Genomic DNA, 15,739 nt, shown 5'->3' on the forward strand with positions numbered 1-15,739 from the left:
AGATCAAGCCGGTCCAGTTCGGTTGCGAGCTTGGCGCTGCCTAGGAGCACGCCATTTGGCGTTGCGTCCTTGAGCTGCTGTACGCCGGGACGCAAGTTGCCCACGATGTGGTGGCTGTTGGCCCAAGGAAAGTCATTTCGCATCGATGACACCACGTACTTCCGCTTGGCCTGTAGTTTGACCGCCCATTCGCGCATCGCCGGCGGCGCCTCCATCTCGCCGCGGGCGACCGCTGGCCAGTAGCTTTCCATCATCTCGTAGGTGACGCGCCCCCACAGCATCGCCCCGCTCTCGTCCATGAGACGGGTGAAGAAGGCGTGTGTCTCGTCGTCGGCGATTCCTTCTTGGTGGTCGACGCAGCCGTCCAGTGTGAGGTTGATGCTGAAGGTCAGGATTCCCATGAAGTCCTCTGCCGGAGATACACGACAAGCTGCGCGCAGTCTAGCTGGAAGGGAGCGAGTGCAATTCGCAAAGTGCCCATGCTGAGTCGCGTGACTTTCCATCAATTATAAAGTGTCAGCTAACCATCGCAGCTTGTCTTTCAATACGAAGTCCGACCGCTGCTGCCCTAACTGGCGCGAGGGAAAGCGAAGTCAATCCAACTTTCGGCATGGCGACAAAAGTGCCTCGAGCGCCGCAGCCGTGCCAGAAGTTGCAATGTCTGGGTGCATTGCATGCGCGCAATGATCGTAGTTAGGTCAATGTCCGGCTGTGCTGCCAACTGACGCTGCGGAGATCGACGGGCACCCGGTTTCAGCGATCCGTCTAGCGCGGCCTGCAATGCATCCGCAATCCGCAAAGAAACTGACCGGCCGCGCACGACCAATCACGGCAAGCGGATCGGCAAATTTTCATCTTGCCTGGTTTGAAACTAGGACAGTTTGTCTCAGGGGTGAGAAAAAGCCCTCATGTAAAATGCCCTGGGACGTGCAGCAACATCATCTTCACATGGCAGTCGCTGACGTTTTCTGCGCTCTCAACTGCATTCGGCGATTCGCCATGCTGGATGCGATTGTTATTTGATGGGTAGATGTAATGAAAGATGCAAGCAGGATATAGGAACGCTTGGCCCCACTGACTAAGCCGGAACGCCCAATAGCACTCGACCATATTGCTCTGGCAATGCGTGTCTGCACCTACGCCATACACATGACGCGACTCGGTTCTGACCGCGTTCGTGATGAACTTGCCCTTTGCTCAAGAACCACACTCGATGTTGGCGAGCGAAATAACCAGGCAACTGGCTTCGCTGGTTTGCGCAAACAAGGAAGCTGGGGAAGCAGCGTTTCGGGGCAGTGCTCCTCACGATAGACAGTGTCAAGTAACAGCCTGGAAATACGCAAAAAATGGAATGGATTCCTATAGTCCTGGTGACATTCAAGGTACTGGTGTTGGCCATGGGCATGTTCTTCGCCATCAAGTGGCATTACGATCAGGGGAAGAAGCCGGATGAGGAGAGGCGCGCAGTGCTGCGCGCAGCCGGCAAGGTAGCCGCAGTCTTCGTGCTATCAGCCTTAGGCCTGGGCATCGCCACCTTCGTGCTTATTCGGATGCTCGGTTTGGACTGGATGCTTGGTTCAAGCTTTTAATCGGCAAGCGATCAGGCATTGCGTTCAGGTAATTCATGGCGCTTGTCTTACGCATTGGCAGATTGCCGCTGGATTTGCGTTGGCGCCCTGTTTTCGGCGCGGGTCTGCTCGGTGTCATTTAATTGACGGTGTCCGACATGAGGCGCGCTACCGGACACCGGATGTGGTGATAAATGAGACCGCAGCGGCGCCCGACCTTAGCGCGTATCAATGGCAGCAGCAGCCTGAAAGTCAGAATGCTGTGCGAACACGTCGCTCACCCACGCGATGAAGGCGCGCACCTTGGGCGCCGATGACCTGCCCTGCGGATAGAGCAGCGACACCGGCATTGCTGCGGGACGCCACTGCGGCAGCACTTCCACCAGCGCGCCGGACGCCAGGTGCGCCGCCACCTGATAGCGCGCCGCCTGGATCAGGCCCAGCCCCTGCAGGCCGCAGCTGACATAGGCGTCGGCATCGTCGACCGCGATGGGGCCTTTCATTTTGACCGGCACAACCCGGCCATCGACCACGAAGTCCAGGTCCAGCGCACGCCCGGTGCGGCCTGACAGGTGCACCACGGTCACATGCCGCTCCAGATCGTCGAGACCGGCCGGCGTGCCATGGCGCTGCAGATAGGACGGCGCCGCGCAGCTGGCAAATTGCATCGAGCCGATCCGGCGGCCGACCAGCGATGAGTTCAGCAGGTCGCCCACGCGCAGCGCGCAGTCCACGCCCTGGCTGGTCAGGTCAACCAGCCTGTCGCCCAGGCTCAGCACCAGTTCGATTCCCGGATACAGCGCCATGAAGCGGCCCAGTTGCGGCAGCACCAGATTTCTGCCCAGTGCGCCCGGCAGGTCCACCCGCAGCTTGCCGCTGGGGCCGTTTGCAGCCTGTAGACGGAATGCGTTTTCCGCATCGTCGATTTCGCCAAGGATACGCAGGCACGTGTCGAAGTATTCGGCGCCGTCGGGCGTCAGAGAGATACGCCGCGTCGTGCGATGCAGGAGCCGCGTGCCAAGGTAAGCCTCGAGGTTTTGCATGGTCGCGGTCAGCGACGCGCGTGGCAGGTTGAGGGTCTCTGCTGCCTTTGAAAAACTGTTCGCTTCAACAATCCGCACAAAAGTTTGCATCGCCTTGAGCCGGTCCACGGTCTTCCCCCGCCTAGCCTATTGTTCATAAAAACCGAATCGTAAATAGGCATTATGCAGTAATTATCTTTATTGCCAACCGACTTAGACTTGGCGCCATCAATCCGACAGTCACTTTTTTGAAAGGTCAGGCCATGTCACCATTACCCATCGCTACCGATACCAGCAGGCTGCTTTCACCGGTCCGGCTCTTCCTGTTCGCGTTGGCAGCCGGCGTCCTCGTCGCCAACCTGTATTACGTTCAGCCGCTGACGGCCATGCTGGCTGCGTCGTTTCATATCAGGCTCAGTTGGGCCGGTTACTTGGTCACGACGACCCAGATCGGCTACGTGCTGGGCGTGTTCCTGCTGGTGCCGTTGAGCGATGTCCTCAACCGCCGCTCCCTGCTTTCGATGATGCTGGGCGCGAACGTCGCCTCGCTGGCGCTCGCTGCGCTCAGCCCAAACTTCACGGTATTCGCCCTTGCCGGACTGTTCACCGGCATTTCATCCAGCGCGGTCATGGTCATCACGTCAATGGTCGCATCGTATGCGCCGGACCAGAGCCGCGGCCGCATGGTGGGCAGCGTCATGACCGGTCTGTTGCTCGGCATCCTGCTGGCGCGCACCGTCGCCGGCGCCGTCGCCACTGTTAGCGGCGGCTGGCGTTCGATGTACGTGATCGCCGCACTCGGTGTGGCCATATTGCTGGTCGTGCTGCGGCAGATCCTGCCGGCGGAAGCGCCGCGCGGCAAACTGGAATACGTCAAGCTACTGCATTCGCTTACCGACATCGTCCGCGCCGAGCCGCTGCTGCGCCAGCGTGCGCTGTTCTCCGCGCTCGGACTCGGCACCTTCAGCATTTTTTGGACCGGCTTGACCTTTCTGCTCTCCGGCGCGCCCTACCATTACGGCGAAGCGCAGATCGGCTTGTTTGGCCTGGTCGGCGCCGCCGGTGCGCTTGCCGCCAATACCGTCGGCCGGCTCACCGACCGGGGCCATGGCAATGCTGCGACCTGGGCGCTAGCCCTGCTGACGCTGGCGTCGTGGGTGTTCATTGGCTTTGGTGGCCACACGCTCGTCGCCTTGCTGGCTGGCGTGCTACTGCTGGACATCGGCGTGATGGGACTGCAGGTGGCTCATCAGTCCGTCATCTATCAGCTTGCGCCGCAGGCGCGCGCCCGCATCACTACCGTCTTCATCGGCTCAGGCTTCATCGGCGCGGCTGCCGGATCGGGCATTGCAAGCGCCAGCTTTGCCGCGGGCGGCTGGTTCGGGCTTACCCTCGCCGGCGCGGCAATGCCGCTGGCAACGCTGCTGCTTTGGGCGGGTTATAGGCTGCCGAAATTCCGCGGACTTAGCGTTGCGCGCCCCAGAGATCTTCCTTGATCCATATGTATCGCCAAATGCCCTTCTAAAGTCTGCTTCCAGTGTGAACTTTCGGTTTTCGGAAGCAGACAATCGCAGTGAGTGGTGGCAGGGTCTGCCGGACGTCAATAGCAGGATGGCGCTGTCGATTCTGCTGGCCTGCGCTGTTGTCCTGGGATTGATCAACATCGCGTCGAAATCGATGCGCACGCAGGTCGCGCCGATAGTTCAGCCAGAGCTTCCGGTTGCGCCTGTCATCCAGCCACCCCGATGCCGACGCGAGTGCCCGTCACGGCCATGCCTGTACCCCAAGTTCACTTGCCCGATGCGGGCCAGTCATCCCAAGTCTTTAAATGCACCGTCAATGGAAGGACCGTGTATGCCGACTCACCCTGCGGCGCGCCGACCCAGACCAGGCGCCTGGCCTTGTGCGATGCTTCATCAGGGTTTGCGAGCCCGCCTAGGAGAAGCCTGGAAGACTTGACGGCACGGCGCCTCGCCTCGGAGCAGGTATACCAGCGCAGCATGCAGGCCCTGCCAGTGCTGACACAGGTCGATATGCGGAAGATGGAATGCGACGATTTGGCCAGGCGCGTTCACTGGCTCGATGAGGTGTACTGTCAATAATGAACACTCTCGTGTCAGGTGGCCTGCAGATGTCTGAAGGTATTAGCAAACGCTGCAGGGGACAGGTAACCAAGGCGTGAATGACGCCGCTGGCAGTTATAAAAGATCTCGATATACTTCTGGACCGCTGCCTTGACATGGGCACACGTTTCGTAGTTCTGATGGTGTGTCAGCTCATTCTTGAGGCTGCCCAGAAGCTTTCCATCAGTGCGTTATCGCAGCAATTTCCCTTACGCGACATGGATGCCTGCATGCCAAACTGGTTCAGCAGCTTGCGATTGCCATGCGCACAATATTGCGATCCGCAAAGCCCATGGCAGCGGGGAACGAACGAAAATACGAATCGTCTGCTGCGTCAGCACTTTCCAAAAGGCACACCATTATCGGGTTTCTCTCAACTGGAGCTGAACAAAGTCGCGTTACAGTTAAATCAGCGCCCACGAAAAACGTTGGAATTTCGGACGCCCGCAGATAAACTTAATGAAGTATTGCAATGACCGGTTGAACTCACCGTCGCTTTTTTAGCACATCCTTTTCCATGCGCTCGACCGCCAACTCACGGCGCAATCTGGCGATCTCTTCTTCCAGCTCGGCCACGCTGTGGCTACCAGGAGCAGATGCCAGTGTCGTCCACCCACGATTGGCAGCTTTGCCCCAGTTTGCCAGCGTTCCCTTGTGCACTAACAACCGCTGCGCCGCTGCTTCCAGAGGTAGTCCCTGTTCCAGTACGACCTTGACCGCTTCCGCACGAAACTCGGCGTATAAGTCCTCACATCTGTTCTTGTCATGTGTCCTCCAATCGATTTAGTTTATCAAACGGGAGTGTCTACAAAAGTCAGGCTACCTCAGTACTGGTCGCGGTAGGTATCGATCAATGCGTACTTCACCGCGACCCCTTCGCGAAGTACGCCGTCGCCTTTCGAAGAATCTCGATATCGAGCTTGGCGCTAGCCAATTCCTTGCGCAAGCGGGTGATTTCAGCTTCCATCTCGCTTGCTGGACGCTTCGCCGACGTTGCTGGCATAGCACCATCCGTAGACGTTGCCTCTAGAGTGCGCTGCCGTCGCGTCCAATTGCCCAGGGTGGCTACCGGCACGCCTAGCCGGCGAGCGGCTTCGTGTTGACCGACCGACTGCGCCAGCCTAACCGCCTCGGTCTTGAACTCTTCCGTGTGGTGCCGTTTCGGCACGGATTTCTCTACCATTCGTTCCTCTATACATACAGAAAGCTATCAAATTTTTTGCTGTACGTGGAATCGGGGCAGGGTCACTCCACCTCACGCTCCGTCTGGATTGAGATGAACCACTTACCACATGCGTGGCTCATCGTCACGTTCTTCGGCGTGCCTAGAACTTTGCGGCTGTTGCGGTAACGGAGCCAGCCCAGCTTTGGGAGAAAAATGCGGCTGTTGGTCTGATCCAGCTTGGAGCCTTGCGGAAAGCGAAAGCTATCGTGCTAACCGCGTTTCCTAAAGGTAGGATGCTCACCAATCTTGTCGAAGAACCGCTGATAAGCCATATCGAGATTTTTAAGCGATTGCTGCAATGCTTGCGAAGGTGCCATTTGAAGCCAACGGGTCAGCGGATCCTTTTTCCATTCGACAAGATATCTGGCCAACTCCTCGTATCGGATGAACTTTCCGCCATCCTTAGAGTTCTGCTGCTGCAGCAATAGTGCTTTATTAAAGACGAAACGACAGGCTCCAGCGAAGCGGCGCGCATCGCGCTCCTGACAGCCGTTTGCCATCAATTCAAATTTGTATGCCTAGCGTAGTTTCATAAAAATATGTTAACAAAATTTACCGTGAAAGACATCGACCAAGTTTCGGCTGAAAAGTCGAAAAAAGCATAATTAAATCTGGAACTTTGCCAATCCTTCATCCTCATATACTGTACGTATAAACAGTAATTTGGAGAATCACATGGACAAGCACACTCAAGATCAAGCCGACCACAGCAATATGGTGAAGGACCCCAAGGACTGGACCACCGGCGACGAGCCGATGACCGGGGCGCAGAAATCCTATCTGAAAACCCTATCGGAAGAAGCCGGCGTGGAGATGGACGAAACGCTCAGCAAGGCCGAGGCGTCGAAGCGGATCGATGAACTGCAGCACAAGACCGGTCGCGGTCTGGAAGAAACGAAGTAAGTGTGGTAGCTAGGCGGGTATGTGATGCATTCTCTCCCGGGTTGCTGGGCAAGCAGCCGAGCCTGACAAACGCTCAGGCTTCATTAAGGGGGATTAAAGAGCAGGGCCTCCCTGCCCCCCTGGATCCTCACCTGTCCGCCAGGCAATTCCCCACGTTCCAGCCGTACAGCCATTCCATCGCGTCATAGAAACGTTCCGGCGTGCGGCCTTTCCACAGGTCGTTGCGCACCAGGCGCTCCACGCCCCTGGCGTGGAAGATGCGGCCCATTTCCCTTGCCGACAGCACCACCCGCGCGGTGCGCGCTACCCGCGAGCGCTGGTACAGATCGAAGGCCTGGCCGATGTCGTTGCCGTTCACGCGCAGCGCTTCGCCCAGCGTGACGGCGTCTTCCATCGCCATGCAGGCACCCTGGGCCAGGTATTGCAGCGTGGCGTGGGCGGCGTCTCCCAGCAGGGTCACGCGGCCGAAATTCCATTGGGCGATCGGCTCGCGGTCGGCGGTGGCCCAGCGCTTCCAGTCCTTGGGCAGGTCGATCAGTTGGCGCGCCCTGGGGCAGATGCCCTCGAAATAGCCTTGCACTTCCTCGCGGCTGCCCTCGCGCACGCTCCACTCCTCCTTCTCGCGGCTGTGGAAGGTCACCACCACGTTGTACTGCTCGCCGCCGCGCAGCGGATAGTGCACCAGGTGGCAGTTAGGGCCGACCCAGATGCTGGCCGCGTTCCAGCGCAGGTCGGCCGGGAAGTCTTCCCGGTCCACCACGGCGCGGTAGACCACGTGGCCCGATACCCGTGCCTCGTCGCCCACATACTGGCGCCGCACCGCCGACTTCACGCCGTCGGCGCCAATCAGCGCCAGGCCGCGGTGCTGCTTGCCGGCGCCGTCGAAGACAGTGACGCTCGCATCGTCCTGCTCCACCCGCTGCACCGCGCTGGACGTCGCCAGTTCCACCAAGCCAGACTCCAGCGCGCCTTCCAGCAGCGACTTGTGAACGTCGGCGCGGTGGATCACCGCATACGGATTGCCGAAGCGCTGCCGGAAGGCCTCGCCGGTGGGAATGCGACCGACCAGGGTTTCATCGAGCGCATCATGCATCACCATTTCGTCGGTATAGACGGCCCGGCTGCGCGCCTTCTCGCCGATGCCCAGCGCATCGAATGCGGAAAAGGCATTCGGCCCAAGCTGGATGCCGGCACCGATTTCCCCCAGCTGTGCCGCCTGTTCTAGCACCTTGACTGCAAAGCCCTGGCGCACCAGGGCCAGTGCGGCCGCCAGGCCACCAATGCCGCCGCCGGCAACCAGTACGGGAAGGGATTCGGATCTCTGCTGCATGCTGTCTCCAATTGCCGCGGTGGGCGGCTTCGTGTTCCGGGTTTGATGGGGAGCGAGTTTCGGCCTGACCTATTATTTCGTCAAGCGCGTGGCTTAATATGCCAGATTGCATTTTTAAATACTGGTGGCAGAAAGGAAGCGGCATGGCCAAGCTGGACCTGGAATGGCTGAACTTGTTTGACGAGATCTACAAGACGGGCAGCGTATCGCGCGCGGCCGAGCGGCGCGGCATGGCGCAGGGTACGGCCAGCATCGCGCTCAACAAGCTGCGCCAGCATTATGGCGACAAGCTGTTTTGCCGCACCTCACGTGGCATGGAGCCGACGCCCTTCGCCACCGGGATCTATCCGGCGCTGCGGGACGCGATGGCGATGCTGGAACGCACCCATGGCGCGCGCGAGGCATTCGACCCGGCCAGCGCGCACCGCGTCTTCCGGCTGCTGATCACCGACATCAGCGAGATCGTGCTGCTGCCGACGCTGCTCAATCACTTGCGCAAGACGGCACCCGGCGTGCATATCGAGATCGGGAAAATTTCCACCGACAGCCCGCGCCGGCTGGAAAGCGGCGAGGCCGACATCGCGGTGGGTTTCATGCCCGACCTGGAGGCGGGCTTTTATCAACAGACGCTGTTCACCCAGGACTTCGTCTGCCTGGCGGCAACGAACCATCCGCGCATCCGCGAAAGGCTGAGCAAGGCTGCCTTCCTGAAGGAAGCCCATATCGTCGTGAGCAGTTCCGGCACCGGCCACTCCATCGTCGACCGGATGCTGGACCAGCAGGGCCTGCAGCGGGAAGTGGTGCTGCGGCTGCCCAGCTATCTGGGTGTGGCCCGCATCGTGGCGCAGACCGAGCTGCTGGTGATCGTGCCCAGGCGGCTGGGCAACACCCTGGCGTCGCAGGAAACGATACGCCTGCTAGCGCCGCCGGTGGAGCTGCCTTCCTATGCGGTCAAGCAGCACTGGCATGAGCGGTTTCATGCGGATGCGGGGAACGTGTGGCTGCGGCGCACGCTGGCGGCGCTGTTTGGCGGGCCGGCGTAGGCAGTGCAGCGTTGGAGCGTTTTGGAAGCGGTATTGCCGGCGACGCCGGGAAGTCAGGGGATGTGGCAGGCACGGCTGCGGGCGGGTGAAAGTTGGCGTGGGCACTGTGTCTTGGAGTGCAATACCGGAAGGGGATTGCACCTTGGGTGCTTGCCGCGGTCTTATTGCCGACCGATTTACATGATCGACCAACGCGCAATGCCCCTGCGGGGGTATTGCACCCTACAGATTGCTGTGGGTGAGGCAGACACGGCGTTGGTAGGGTGCAATACCAGAAGGGCATTGCACCGTGGCCACTTGCTGGGGTCGTATTTTTGGATGGCCTACAGGAACATTCTGCGCGCAATGCCGCCTAGCGCATGCAGCGTGCGCAGCCGGCGGCTGGCTAGCTGCCTTAGCGCAACTAGGGCAGCAAGGAGGGCGTGACCAAGAACGAGTCCGGGAACGGCCTGGACGCTGCTTTGGACTAGGACAAACATCCCTGCCACTTCACCTCGGAAATAGCCTTGGCGAGCGTGGGTTGGCGCCAGGACGGGGAATGTCGGGATCGGCTTGACTGGCATGGTTTCCGCCGCTTGCCATTGCAAACCAACGCATGCCCCGCATAGGTTAAACCGCATGCGGCCACACCGGGCTGGCCCGGCGCGCGTGCGCTCGCTTAAGCAGGGTTAGCGGGAAAGCCGTCCCGAACGCAGCTTCAGCCCTGCGTTAGCGCGCCATCCTTCAGGCGCCACAATCCCTGCGGGTTGGCGTCGCGCAGCGCTTCCGGCAGCCATTCCTCTGGCAGGTTCTGGTAGCACACCGGGCGCAGGAAGCGGTTGATCGCGGTGGCGCCCACCGAGGTGCTGCGGCTGTCGGAAGTCGACGGGAACGGGCCACCATGGACCATCGCATTGCACACTTCCACGCCAGTCGGGAAGCCATTGACCAGCACCCGGCCGGCCTTGAGCTCCAGCAGCGACAGCAGGCGCTGCGCAAGCCCGGCATCTGCAGTGCGCTCGGCTTGCACGGTCGCCGTCAGCTGCCCTTCCAGGCTGTCCGCAACACGCAACAGCTCGGCTTCATCCTGGCACAGCACCAGCACCGACGACGGACCGAACACTTCGTTTTGGATCGCATGGTCGGCCAGGAAGGCCGCGCCAGTGGTCTCGAACACGACCGGCATGGCCTGGTGCGGCAGGCTGCCCTCAACGCCGCAGCCAAGCTGGTGCACGCCCTCAGCGGCCTTCAAATCGGCCACGCCGCGCTCGTAGGCAGCATGGATCTGCGAGGTCAGCATGGTGGCCGCCGCACGGCCCCTGATCTCTTCCGCCACAGTCGCTTTCCAGGCATCGGTGTCGGCGCCGGGCAGCGCCAGCACTAGGCCGGGGTTGGTGCACAGCTGGCCTACGCCCATGGTCAGCGAGTTCACATAGTCCACCGCCAGCTGGGGCGCGCGCGCCTTGAGCGCGCCGGGCAGCAGGAATACCGGGTTGATGCTGCTCATCTCGGCATAGACCGGAATCGGCTCGGGCCGGCTGTTGGCCACGTTTACCAGCGCCAATCCGCCGGCACGCGAGCCGGTGAAGCCCACCGCCTTGATCGCGGGATGGCTGACCAGTGCGGTGCCGATGCGGTTGCCGGCACCCACCAGCATCGAGAACACGCCTTCATGCAGGCCGCAGCGAGCCACCGCGCGCTGCACGGCGCGGCCGGCCAGCTCGGACGTGCCCAGATGCGCCGAATGCGCCTTGACCACCACCGGGCAGCCCGCCGCCAGCGCCGAGGCGGTGTCGCCGCCGGCCACCGAGAAAGCCAGCGGGAAGTTGGATGCGCCGAACACGGCCACCGGGCCGAGCGCCACCATGCGCATGCGCAGGTCGGGGCGGGCATCGCTGCCGCTGTCCAGCGTGGCATTGAGCCAGTGGCCACGGCGCACCACGTCGGCGAACATGCGCAGCTGCTTGCAGGTGCGGGCCCGCTCGCCTTCCAGCCGCGGTCGCGGCAGGGCGGTTTCCTGCATGGCGCGCACGATCAGCTCGTCGCCCAGCACTTCGATCTCTTCCGCCACCGCGTCGAGGAAGGCGGCGCGTTGCTGCGGGCTGGTGTTGCGGTAGTCGTCGAAGGCGTCCTCGGCCAGCGCGCAGGCGCGCTCGACATCCTGCTCGTTGCCGCCATGGAAAGGCGGCTCCAGGCTTTCATTGGTGGCGGGATTCATGCAGCGGAGAATGGCCTCGCTGCCCCTGACGGCGCTGGCGCCGATGAGCATTTCACCTGTAATGGTCATAGAGTATTTCTGGGTATACGTAATGAGAAAAGGCGCCACCCCGGAGGCTCTCCGGCGTGGCACGACATGTATCAGGAAATGGGAAAGAGCGCGCTGCCCGCAAGCCGGGAGCTTCAGGCAGCGGGCTGCGGGATCAGCGGCCGTTGGCGGCGCGCCAGGCGGCGAAGTCGACGCGGGTCTGCTCGTCGGTGGCCGGGTACAGGCCGATAATGCCGCGGCCCTTCTTGACTTCCTCCATCACGAAGTCCTCGAAGGCCGTCATCTCAACCGCTTCATCGGCAATCTCGTCGGCGATCGCCGCCGGGATCACGATCACGCCTTCGCGATCGCCCACCACCACGTCGCCCGGCCATACCGGCACGTCGCCGCAGCCAATCGGCACATTGATGTCCAAGGCCTGGTGCAGCGTCAGGTTGGTCGGCGCCGACGGCCGGTTGTGGTAGGCCGGCATGGCCAGCTCGGCGATCTCGGGCGAGTCGCGGAAGCCGCCGTCGGTCACCACGCCAGCCGCGCCGCGCACCATCAGCCGGGTGATCAGGATCGAGCCGGCCGAGGCCGCGCGGGCATCCTTGCGGCTATCGATCATCAGCACCGCGCCCGGCGGGCACTGCTCCACCGCCACCCGCTGCGGATGGTCGCGGTTCTGGAACACGGTGATCGGGTTCAGGTCCTCGCGCGCCGGGATGTAGCGCAGCGTGAAAGCCTCGCCCACCATGTTGGCCCCGTTCGGGTTCAGCGGACGCACGTCCTGGATGAATTGGTTCTTCAGGCCGCGCTTGTACAACGCGGTGCACAGGGTTGCGGTGCTGACGGTCTTCAGCTTGGCGCGGGTTTGCTCGTTCATGGTCATGCTGTCTCCTGGATGGGTTCGAATCAGAAAATGTCGGGTTCACGCACCGGCGCGCCAAAGTCGGTGCGCAGGAAATCAAAGTCGCAGCCTTCATCGGCCTGGCCGATGTGGCGCGAGAACATCCAGCCGTAGCCGCGCTCGAAATGGACCACGGGCGGCGTCCATGCCGCCTGGCGCTGCGCCAGTTCCTCGTCCGGTACTTCCATGCGGATGCTGCGGGCGTCGATGTCGACCGTGATCAGGTCGCCGGTCTTGAGCAGCGCCAGCGGCCCGCCCACATGCGACTCCGGCGACACATGCAGGATGCAGGCGCCATAGCTGGTGCCGCTCATGCGCGCATCCGACAGCCGCAGCATGTCGCGCACGCCCTGCTTGACCAGCTTGGCCGGAATCGGCAGCATGCCCCATTCCGGCATGCCGGGGCCACCCTGCGGGCCGGCATTGCGCAGCACCAGGATGTGGTTCTCGGTCACGTCCAGGTTCTCGTCCTCGACCGCGGCCTTCATCTCTGGATAGCTGTCAAACACCAGCGCCGGGCCGGTGTGCTTGTAGAACTTCGGCGCGCAGGCGCTGGGCTTGATCACGCAGCCGTTGGGCGCCAGATTGCCTTTCAGCACAGCCAGCGCACCTTCATGGTAAAGCGCGGTGGCTTCGGTACGGATCACGTCGTCGTTATAGACTTCCGCGCCCTCGATGTTCTGGCCCACGGTCTTGCCGGTGACAGTCAACGCATCCACATGCAGCTTGGCGCGGATGCGGTTCATCAGCGCCGGCAGGCCGCCGGCATAGTAGAAGTCTTCCATCAGGTAGGTGTCGCCGTTGGGCCGGATGTTGGCGATCACGGGGGTGGTGCGGCTGGCCTTCTCGAAGTCGTTCAGGCCGATGTCAAAGCCGGCGCGGCGGCCCATGGCGATCAGGTGGATCACCGCATTGGTGGAGCAGCCCATGGCCATGGCCACCGTAATGGCATTCTCGAAGGAAGCGCGCGATAGCATGCGCCTGGGCGTTAAGTCCTCCCACACCATTTCGACGATGCGGCGGCCGCATTCGGCGGCCATGCGGATATGGTTGGCGTCGGGCGCGGGAATCGACGAGGAACCCGGCAGCGCCATGCCGATCGATTCGGCGATCGCGGTCATTGTGCTGGCCGTGCCCATGGTCATGCAGGTGCCGTGGCTGCGGGCGATGCCGGCTTCCACCTCGACCCATTCCTCCTCGCTGATGTTGCCGGCGCGGCGCTCGTCCCAGAACTTCCAGGCGTCCGAGCCGGAGCCGAGCACCTTGCCCTTCCAGTTGCCGCGCAACATCGGGCCGGCCGGCAGGTAGATGGCCGGATAGCCGGCCGAGAGCGCGCCCATGATCAGGCCCGGCGTGGTCTTGTCGCAGCCGCCCATCAACACGACGCCATCGACCGGATGCGAGCGCAGCAGTTCCTCGGCTTCCATGGCCAGCATGTTCCGGTACATCATGGTCGTCGGCTTGACGAAGTTCTCCGACAGCGAGATGGCAGGCAGTTCCAGCGGCAGGCCGCCGGCCTGCAGCACGCCGCGCTTGACGTCTTCGACACGCTGCTTGAAGTGCGCATGGCAGGGGTTGATGTCGGACCAGGTGTTCAGGATGGCGATGACAGGCTTGCCCTCCCAGTCGCCGGGCGCATAGCCCATCTGCATGATGCGGGAGCGGTGGCCGAAGGAACGCAGGTCGTCCGGGGCAAACCAGCGGGCGCTGCGCAGTGTCTCGGGAGTTTTTCTGGGATGGGTCATGGCGGGTCCGGTGTATGGCATGCGGCGCCTGAAACGACCCGCACGGCCTGAAAACAAATTGTGGAAGGATTAAAACACTAAAATATTAGTGCGTCAAGCTGGCTGCGGCGGTGCTGCTCTGGTTTAATACGCCCTATCGCGCATTGCCGCTCCCAGACCAACAGATGAACGCTCAAATCACGCCTTTCCGCCTGGAGAAGTCCCGTCACGCCGCACCGCAGGTGTTTGAATACCTGCGCGAGCAGATCATGTCGCTGACACTGGCGCCGGGCACAGTGCTCTCGCGCGCCGACCTGGTGGACCAGTTCGGCGTGAGCCAGACCCCGATCCGCGACGCTCTGATGCGCCTAGCCGAGGAAGGCCTGGTCGATATCTATCCGCAGCATGCCACCGTGGTCTGCCCGATCAATATCGCCCTTGCCAAGCAGGCCCATTTCCTGCGCCGCTCGGTGGAGTTGGAAGTGGTGTACACCCTGGCCAGCCTGGCCGACGACAGCCGCACTGCGCTGGTGACACGGCTGGAAGCGGTGCTGGCGCGCCAGACCGCCATGCTCGGGCTGGCCGACTACATGGAATTCTCCGCTCAGGACCAGCGCTTTCACCGGGAAATGTATGAAGCCGCCGAAGTGCCGGACCTGTGGCCCCTGATCCGCCGCCAGAGCGGCCACCTGGACCGGCTGCGGCGCCTGCACCTGCCGATCGCCGGCAAGGCCGAAGCCATCCTGGCGGACCACCGCGCCATCCTCGACGCCATCGCCCTGGGCGATCCGGTACATGCGCAAAACATGCTGCGCGCCCACCTGTCGGGCACTCTCGCCAACATCGACGAGATCCGGGCGCGCTATCCAGAGTATTTCGACAAGGGCGCGATCGCGGCCTAAACCCGGCCGCCGGCAGTTAGTAGGGGACAATACCCGAAGGGCATTGCACCGCAGTCGGTCGAAAAGCGGCAAAGGTCGCACCTCAACAGGCTTGCCCGCGCGGTGGAATGCCCCTTCGGGTATTTCACTCGACGGTAGATGCCGCACTTTCCCCCCGCGCATGAAGGCAGATCAAGATCCACTGGATTTTCTCCTTTGCGCACGCCTGCGTTTTTGCCTATAACGGTTCAGCATCGCCCTTTTCCTTTCGCGCAGCGGACGGGTGTCTTTCTTGCGCAGCGGATTTCCGGCGATGCGCGAAAGGAAGGTCATGGGCAAATATCTGCTGGAAGCCGACTATGTCGGCCCGGGCATCGCCGGCCTGATCAGGGAGGGCGGCAGCCGGCGCCGCGCCGCTGTCGCCGAACTCTTCCAGTCCATGGGCGGCTCGCTGGAAGCTTTCTACTATGCGTTCGGCGAGCATGACGTGCTCACCATCGGCGAACTGCCCGACGACGCGACCGCGATGGCGCTGGCGCTCCAGATCAATGCCTCTGGCGCCGCGTCATGCCGGGTCACGGTGCTGGTGATGCCGGAAGCGCTGGACCACTCGGTCCGTAAAACCGGACGCTACCGCGCGCCGGGAGCGAATGCCGAGCAGGCGGCGCTGGCGAAGTGGGACGATGAAGGCGGCCATCCGGCACCCGACGACGCATCCGACGACATCCCCTGAGCAGCATCGCCACAGCGCTCTGCCGCCGGAACTTCAGCCCGGCCGTACAACTC

13 protein-coding genes and 4 pseudogenes are annotated in these 15,739 nt (G+C 62.1%); 7 read left to right on the forward strand and 10 right to left on the reverse strand.

Annotated elements, in window-relative coordinates; translation table 11 throughout:
• On the reverse strand, positions 1-401 hold a 401-nt coding region (locus KTQ42_RS21500; RefSeq protein WP_217347674.1), incomplete at its 3' end, for a dihydrofolate reductase family protein.
• 945 nt (positions 402-1,346) lie between these two features.
• Between KTQ42_RS21500 and KTQ42_RS21505 the strand changes: the two genes are divergently transcribed.
• Complete coding sequence (locus tag KTQ42_RS21505; protein ID WP_217347675.1) at positions 1,347-1,589, forward strand: hypothetical protein; 243 nt, start codon at positions 1,347-1,349, stop codon at positions 1,587-1,589.
• A gap of 197 nt (positions 1,590-1,786) precedes the next feature.
• Here KTQ42_RS21505 and KTQ42_RS21510 read toward each other — a convergent pair whose 3' ends face one another.
• Positions 1,787-2,701: a LysR family transcriptional regulator gene (locus tag KTQ42_RS21510; RefSeq protein ID WP_249223050.1), complete on the reverse strand. Its 915-nt coding sequence runs from the start codon at positions 2,699-2,701 to the stop codon at positions 1,787-1,789.
• 137 nt (positions 2,702-2,838) lie between these two features.
• On the opposite strand from KTQ42_RS21510, the gene KTQ42_RS21515 reads away from it, so the two are divergent.
• The gene (locus tag KTQ42_RS21515) at positions 2,839-4,086 is read left to right on the forward strand and encodes an MFS transporter (RefSeq protein ID WP_217347677.1); all 1,248 of its coding nucleotides are present in this window, start codon (positions 2,839-2,841) and stop codon (positions 4,084-4,086) included.
• A gap of 620 nt (positions 4,087-4,706) precedes the next feature.
• Here KTQ42_RS21515 and KTQ42_RS21520 read toward each other — a convergent pair.
• Positions 4,707-4,996: pseudogene (locus KTQ42_RS21520) on the reverse strand (integrase core domain-containing protein); the annotation flags it as partial.
• Here KTQ42_RS21520 and KTQ42_RS21525 point away from each other — a divergent pair.
• Positions 4,986-5,189, forward strand: a pseudogene (locus KTQ42_RS21525) (IS30 family transposase); the annotation flags it as partial. The pseudogenes KTQ42_RS21520 and KTQ42_RS21525 sit on opposite strands and share 11 nt — an antisense overlap.
• A 351-nt stretch (positions 5,190-5,540) precedes the next feature.
• Here the strand turns inward: KTQ42_RS21525 and KTQ42_RS21535 are convergent.
• Both KTQ42_RS21535 and KTQ42_RS21540 read right to left on the reverse strand, forming a co-directional pair.
• Positions 5,541-5,908: pseudogene (locus KTQ42_RS21535) on the reverse strand (transposase); the annotation flags it as partial.
• A gap of 239 nt (positions 5,909-6,147) precedes the next feature.
• A pseudogene (locus tag KTQ42_RS21540) lies at positions 6,148-6,444 on the reverse strand (transposase); the annotation flags it as partial.
• Between the two features lie 169 nt (positions 6,445-6,613).
• Between KTQ42_RS21540 and KTQ42_RS21545 the strand changes: the two are divergent.
• A complete protein-coding gene (locus KTQ42_RS21545; RefSeq protein WP_217347679.1) occupies positions 6,614-6,841 on the forward strand; it encodes a DUF3072 domain-containing protein in 228 nt (75 codons plus the stop codon).
• 127 nt (positions 6,842-6,968) lie between these two features.
• On the opposite strand, the gene KTQ42_RS21550 is transcribed toward KTQ42_RS21545, so the two are convergent.
• Positions 6,969-8,171, reverse strand: coding sequence for a 3-hydroxybenzoate 6-monooxygenase (locus tag KTQ42_RS21550; protein WP_217347680.1), 1,203 nt, complete (start codon positions 8,169-8,171; stop codon positions 6,969-6,971).
• A 143-nt stretch (positions 8,172-8,314) separates the two neighbouring features.
• Between KTQ42_RS21550 and KTQ42_RS21555 the strand changes: the two genes are divergently transcribed.
• Positions 8,315-9,214 carry a LysR family transcriptional regulator gene (locus KTQ42_RS21555; protein ID WP_217347681.1) on the forward strand — a complete coding sequence of 300 codons (900 nt, stop codon included), beginning with the start codon at positions 8,315-8,317 and terminating at the stop codon, positions 9,212-9,214.
• A 697-nt stretch (positions 9,215-9,911) separates the two neighbouring features.
• On the opposite strand, the gene KTQ42_RS21560 is transcribed toward KTQ42_RS21555, so the two are convergent.
• The 3 genes from KTQ42_RS21560 to araD all read right to left on the reverse strand — a co-directional run bounded on the left by KTQ42_RS21560 (position 9,912) and on the right by araD (position 14,093).
• Positions 9,912-11,480: an aldehyde dehydrogenase (NADP(+)) gene (locus KTQ42_RS21560; RefSeq protein ID WP_217347682.1), complete on the reverse strand. Its 1,569-nt coding sequence runs from the start codon at positions 11,478-11,480 to the stop codon at positions 9,912-9,914.
• Between the two features lie 133 nt (positions 11,481-11,613).
• Complete coding sequence (locus tag KTQ42_RS21565) at positions 11,614-12,324, reverse strand: ribonuclease activity regulator RraA (protein WP_217348080.1); 711 nt, start codon at positions 12,322-12,324, stop codon at positions 11,614-11,616.
• A gap of 29 nt (positions 12,325-12,353) precedes the next feature.
• Positions 12,354-14,093: an L-arabinonate dehydratase gene (araD, locus tag KTQ42_RS21570; protein ID WP_217347683.1), complete on the reverse strand. Its 1,740-nt coding sequence runs from the start codon at positions 14,091-14,093 to the stop codon at positions 12,354-12,356.
• Between the two features lie 164 nt (positions 14,094-14,257).
• Here araD and KTQ42_RS21575 point away from each other — a divergent pair, with 164 nt between their 5' ends.
• Positions 14,258-14,974 carry a GntR family transcriptional regulator gene (locus KTQ42_RS21575; RefSeq protein WP_217347684.1) on the forward strand — a complete coding sequence of 239 codons (717 nt, stop codon included), beginning with the start codon at positions 14,258-14,260 and terminating at the stop codon, positions 14,972-14,974.
• A gap of 171 nt (positions 14,975-15,145) precedes the next feature.
• Here the strand turns inward: KTQ42_RS21575 and KTQ42_RS21580 are convergent, their stop codons facing one another.
• On the reverse strand, positions 15,146-15,286 hold the full coding sequence (locus tag KTQ42_RS21580) for a hypothetical protein (RefSeq protein WP_217347685.1): 141 nt from the start codon (positions 15,284-15,286) through the stop codon (positions 15,146-15,148).
• On the opposite strand from KTQ42_RS21580, the gene KTQ42_RS21585 reads away from it, so the two are divergent.
• Complete coding sequence (locus KTQ42_RS21585; RefSeq protein ID WP_217347686.1) at positions 15,285-15,686, forward strand: GYD domain-containing protein; 402 nt, start codon at positions 15,285-15,287, stop codon at positions 15,684-15,686. The two genes, KTQ42_RS21580 and KTQ42_RS21585, sit on opposite strands and share 2 nt — an antisense overlap.
• Positions 15,687-15,739: the final 53 nt, after the last annotated feature.

Origin of the sequence: Noviherbaspirillum sp. L7-7A (assembly GCF_019052805.1) — a bacterium.
Taxonomy (GTDB): Bacteria; Pseudomonadota; Gammaproteobacteria; order Burkholderiales; family Burkholderiaceae_D; genus Noviherbaspirillum_A.